The 4,299-nt window shown below is 71.1% G+C and carries 3 protein-coding genes; 1 reads left to right on the plus strand and 2 read right to left on the minus strand.

The window, feature by feature from the left end; genetic code table 11:
- A partial coding sequence (locus tag Q7W29_01975; GenBank protein ID MDO9170579.1) for an SLBB domain-containing protein occupies positions 1-1,427 on the minus strand: 1,427 nt, incomplete at its 3' end.
- A 161-nt stretch (positions 1,428-1,588) separates the two neighbouring features.
- Positions 1,589-2,644, minus strand: coding sequence for a glycosyl transferase (locus tag Q7W29_01980; protein MDO9170580.1), 1,056 nt, complete (start codon positions 2,642-2,644; stop codon positions 1,589-1,591).
- A gap of 280 nt (positions 2,645-2,924) precedes the next feature.
- Here Q7W29_01980 and Q7W29_01985 point away from each other — a divergent pair, with 280 nt between their 5' ends.
- Entirely contained in the window at positions 2,925-4,157 is a 1,233-nt protein-coding gene (locus tag Q7W29_01985; GenBank protein MDO9170581.1) for a flippase, read from the plus strand.
- Positions 4,158-4,299: the final 142 nt, after the last annotated feature.

Consider the following 4,299-nt stretch of genomic DNA (forward strand, 5'->3'; position numbering starts at 1 on the left):
ACCCGCAGCTTGTCCCGGGACTGCAGCGGCAGCGGCGGCAGCGCCCCGGACATGGCCTCGGCCAGGGCCACTTCGATCGTGCGGTAGGTGAGGTCGGGGTCGAGCCTCTCGATCAGGGCCCGCTCGGGCAGCGTGTCGGCCCAGAGACCGCCGGCCTGCCGGACCAGGTCGACGACCGTCATGCCCTCGCGGAACTCGTAACGGCCGGTGTTCTTCACGTTGCCCTGGGCCTCGACCCAGTTCTCGAGGCGCTCGGGGATGCGGTCCACACGCACGACGTCGGCGTCGCGCAGCAGGTGGCGCATCTTCAGGCGCAGGTCCAGGTCGGACTGGACCCGGTCGGGCTGCTCGGGACGGCGTTCGGGGAGCGGCACGATCCGCGCGACGTGCACGACGTCGGCCACGGCCTCGGCCGTGAAGCCGCCCGCGAAGCGGATCAGGTCCTGAACGTCCTCGCCGTCCTTCAGCTCGTAGGTCCGGGGGCGCCGCACTTCTCCCTCGACGCGCACCGTGATCGTGCGGGCCGGGATCAGCACCGTGTCGCCGTCGCGCAGGATGGGGTCGTCGCCGCGCCGGCCCTCGAGCAGGTAGCCGTAGAAATCCAGCTCGGCCAACAACTGGTTGCCGCGCAACACTTTGATCGACCGCAGACCGCCCTGCTCGTTGGGCCCGCCGGCGGCGTAGAGGGCCGTGAAGGCGGTCGACAGGCTGGTCAGCTCGTAGGCGCCCGGCTGGCGTGCCTCGCCCACCACGAACACACGGATGGCGCGCAGGGCGCCCAGGCTGACGTCCACGAACGTGGAGCCCCCCTCGCCCGAGGGGTCGATGCCGGAATAGGAGCCGGCCAGCTTCTCGCGCACCGCGCGCGTCACCTGGGCCAGCGTGCGGCCGGCGCAGTTCACCTTGCCGCCCTTGGGCAGGATGATGCCGCCGTCGCGGTCGACCACGCGCTCGAGGCGGAACTCGACCTCGCCGAACACGTCCACGCTGACTTGGTCCCCGGGTCCGAGCATGTAGTCGGGCGGCACGGGGCCGAAGGCCGGCGGCGCGAACATGCCCGGATCGAGGCGGAAGAAGTCGGCGCCGAACGGGGTGTCCGCGGTGGGGAGCGGCGTCTCGGCGGCGACGGCGGCGGGAACGGCAGCCGTCTCCAGGTCGAAGGGCAGGATCACCCGCGGGCCGGGCGGCAGCGCGGTGCGGCCGGGCGGCAGGGTCGTGTCGACCACCGTCGTCCCCTGTGCCTGCAGGCGCTGCATCAGCTCCTGCTGGGTGAGGCCCGATCGGCGCAGCGCCTGCTCGACGAGTTCGGGCGGGACGTCCTGGGCGGACGCGGGAAGGGCGAACGTCGCGAACACCGCCGACGCGGCCAGCAGCGACAGCAGGGCCGGCAGGCGGGGTCGGCGAACGACTTGATGTCTGATCGGCATCGTGACAACTCCGAGGCGTGACGGGGTGGCATCCCGGCGAGGGTCCGACCGGCGGAGCGAGCGGGGATCGGTCCCGGTATCCGGGGACCCCGCCGGGCCAGAGTAGCACCTCGGACCGGAAGGGCAAAGCCCCGGTTCCGGCCCGCGGATCGCCCCCGGCGCTATTCGGCGGTTCGCTGCGTCGCGGCGGCCCGCACGTTGATGACGATCATGAGGAACAGAAGCAGCGTCAGGCCGCAGATCCCCCAGAACACGATCCCGCCGAGCGCGGGGCGCGCCCGGCAGACGAAGGCGGCCGCGATGCACGCGGCCGTCGCCGCGGCGTAGATCAGCGTGACGCGCGCGTGGCTCAGGCCCGCCACCAGCAGCCGCTGGTAGATGTGGCTGCGGTGCGGGCGGAACGGGTTGCGCCCGTGGACGGCGCGATTGAGCAGCGTGTAGGTCGCGTCGCTCAGGAAGGGCCAGAGGAACAGCAGCGGCAGCCACAGGGGCGTCGCGCCGGCGCGGTCGGGGCCCGCGTGGGCCCGCAGCACGCCCATGGCCAGCAGGAAACCCAGGGGCAGGCTGCCGACATCGCCCATGAAGACGCGCGCCCGCGGGAAGTTCGCCCGCAGGAAGCCCACCGTCGCCCCGGCCAGCAGGGTCGCGGTCACGGCCAGCGGGACGTCGCCGGCGAGCGCCGCCCAGACCGCCAGGGCGCCCGCCCCCAGCAGGACCTGGAAGCCCGCCAGCCCGTCGATGCCGTCCATGAAGTTGAACATGTTCGTGAAACCCACGACGAAGAGCCACGACACCGCCCAGCCGAGCATCCCGGCCGCCATCGGCGCCGCACCCGGCAGTTCGAAGGCGACCACCGGCAGACCCGCGGCCTTCAGGCAGGCCGCGGCCACCAGCGACTGGACCGCCAACCGCGGCAACGGCGGCAACCCCCGCCGGTCGTCCACGAAGCCGAGCACGGCCAGGACGGCGGCGCCCGCGGCCAGCGCCGCGGGAAATCCCGGCGCGGGAAACACGCCCGCGACGGCGGCGCCGGTCATGCCCAGCAGCCAGGTGGCGAGGATGCCGATGCCGCCGCCGACCGGCACGGGCACGGTATGACTGCTGCGGTCGTTGGGGATGTCGAGGGTGTGGGAGCGCTCGAGCGCGCGCACGAGCGGGGGGACGCCCAGCATGCTGGTTGCGGCCGAAATCGGGAACAACAGCCAGAGAATGGACATGCCGGCTCCAGGTGCTGGTGCGAGCGAAAACGCGGCGGGGCTGCCGGGATTCTAGGTTTCGACGGCCGCCACCGTCAAGGCCAACGACGGCCCCGGCCCGCGGCGCCGCCGGTCGCTGCAGGCTTTCCCCCTTGTGCTGATCACCGGGTGTGCCATACTTCCGCCTGCGGAAAAACGGCAAGCCACCAGCTCCTCGGTTCCCGTCCGGCTGACCGTGGCCCCGCAGTGGAGACGATCGATCACCAGCGCCGCTTCGTCGCGCCGCGGGCGGGAACTGGCCATGCTCAAGAACACGTTGTGGAACGCCCTGGGGCTGATCGTACCCAGCCTCGTCGCCATCCCGACCATGGCGGTCATGGCCAGGATCCTCGGCGTCGAGAAGTTCGGCATCTTCATGCTGGCGATTTCCGTCTTCGGTTACGCCGGCGTGTTCGACGGCGGCCTGACCCGGGCGGTCATCCGCGCCATCGCCATGCACGACGACGACGAGACGCTCAACCGGGAAGTCGTGGGCACCGCGAGCTACGCGGTCCTCGCGCTCGGGCTGATCGGGACCTTGCTCCTCTACTTCTGGGCGCGCCCCCTCGCGATCCTCCTGAAGGTGTCGGCGCCGGTTCTGGCCGACACGGTCGATGCGCTCCGCTTGCTGGCGCTCGCCGTCCCGGCCTACCTGCTGAGCCTCGTCTGGTTCGCCTACCTCGAGGGCAAGCAGCAGTTCGCGAAGCTGGGCACGCTGAAAACCCTCTCGGGGCTGCTGGTCGCGGTGCTGCCCGCCGTCGCCGTCCTGATCCGGCCCAGCCTGGCCGCGGCGCTCGGCGGGCTGCTGCTGGCGCGGGTCGCCACCATGATCATCGCCTACCTGCCTTGCCGCCGCGGCATGGCTGCGGGGGTGTTCCACTTCCGGCAGGCCACCCTGGGGGCGCTGTTCCGGTTCGGAGGTTGGATCACCGTCTCCAACATCATCAGCCCGATCATGGTGTACGTGGACCGCTTCGTCCTCTCGAACGTCCTGGGCGCCGGCCGGGTGGCGTTCTACGCCGCGCCCTCGGAGGTCGTTTCGAGGATGTCGGTGATCCCGGGCGCCGTATCGCGGACGATCTTCCCGCTGTTCAGCAAGCTGCAGGGATCGGCCGACGACACCGCCAGGACCGCGTTCCGCGGCCTGCTGATCGCCTGCACGCTCGTCGCCGTCCCCGTCTTCATCTTCGCGGAATGGATCCTGACGGCCTGGCTGGGGGCGCCGTACGGCGACGAGTCCGCCGGCATCCTGCGGATCCTCCTGGTCGGGTTCGTCTTCAACGCCGTCGCGCAGGTGCCCTATTCACGGATCCAGGCCCACGGGAAATCCCGGGTCACGGCGTTCGTGCATCTGGTCGAACTGTTCCCGTACCTCGCCTTGATGATGCTGCTGATCGGCAAGTACGGCCTGATCGGAGCCGCCGCGGCCTGGACCGTGCGCGTGTGCGCGGATTTCTTCGCCCTCCAGTTCCTGTCGCGCAGGCTGGTGAGTTGACCATGCCGTATCTCGTGATCGGCAACGCGATCATCCTGCTGGCCATCGCGGCCGGCCTGCGGCAGCGGCTGTCGCCGTATTCGCCGCTGATGTTGAGCGCGTTCGCGTGGGTGACCGTCTTCGTCAGCGGCCTGATCTTCGG

Source organism: bacterium, assembly GCA_030654305.1.
GTDB lineage: Bacteria > Krumholzibacteriota > Krumholzibacteriia > LZORAL124-64-63 > LZORAL124-64-63 > PNOJ01.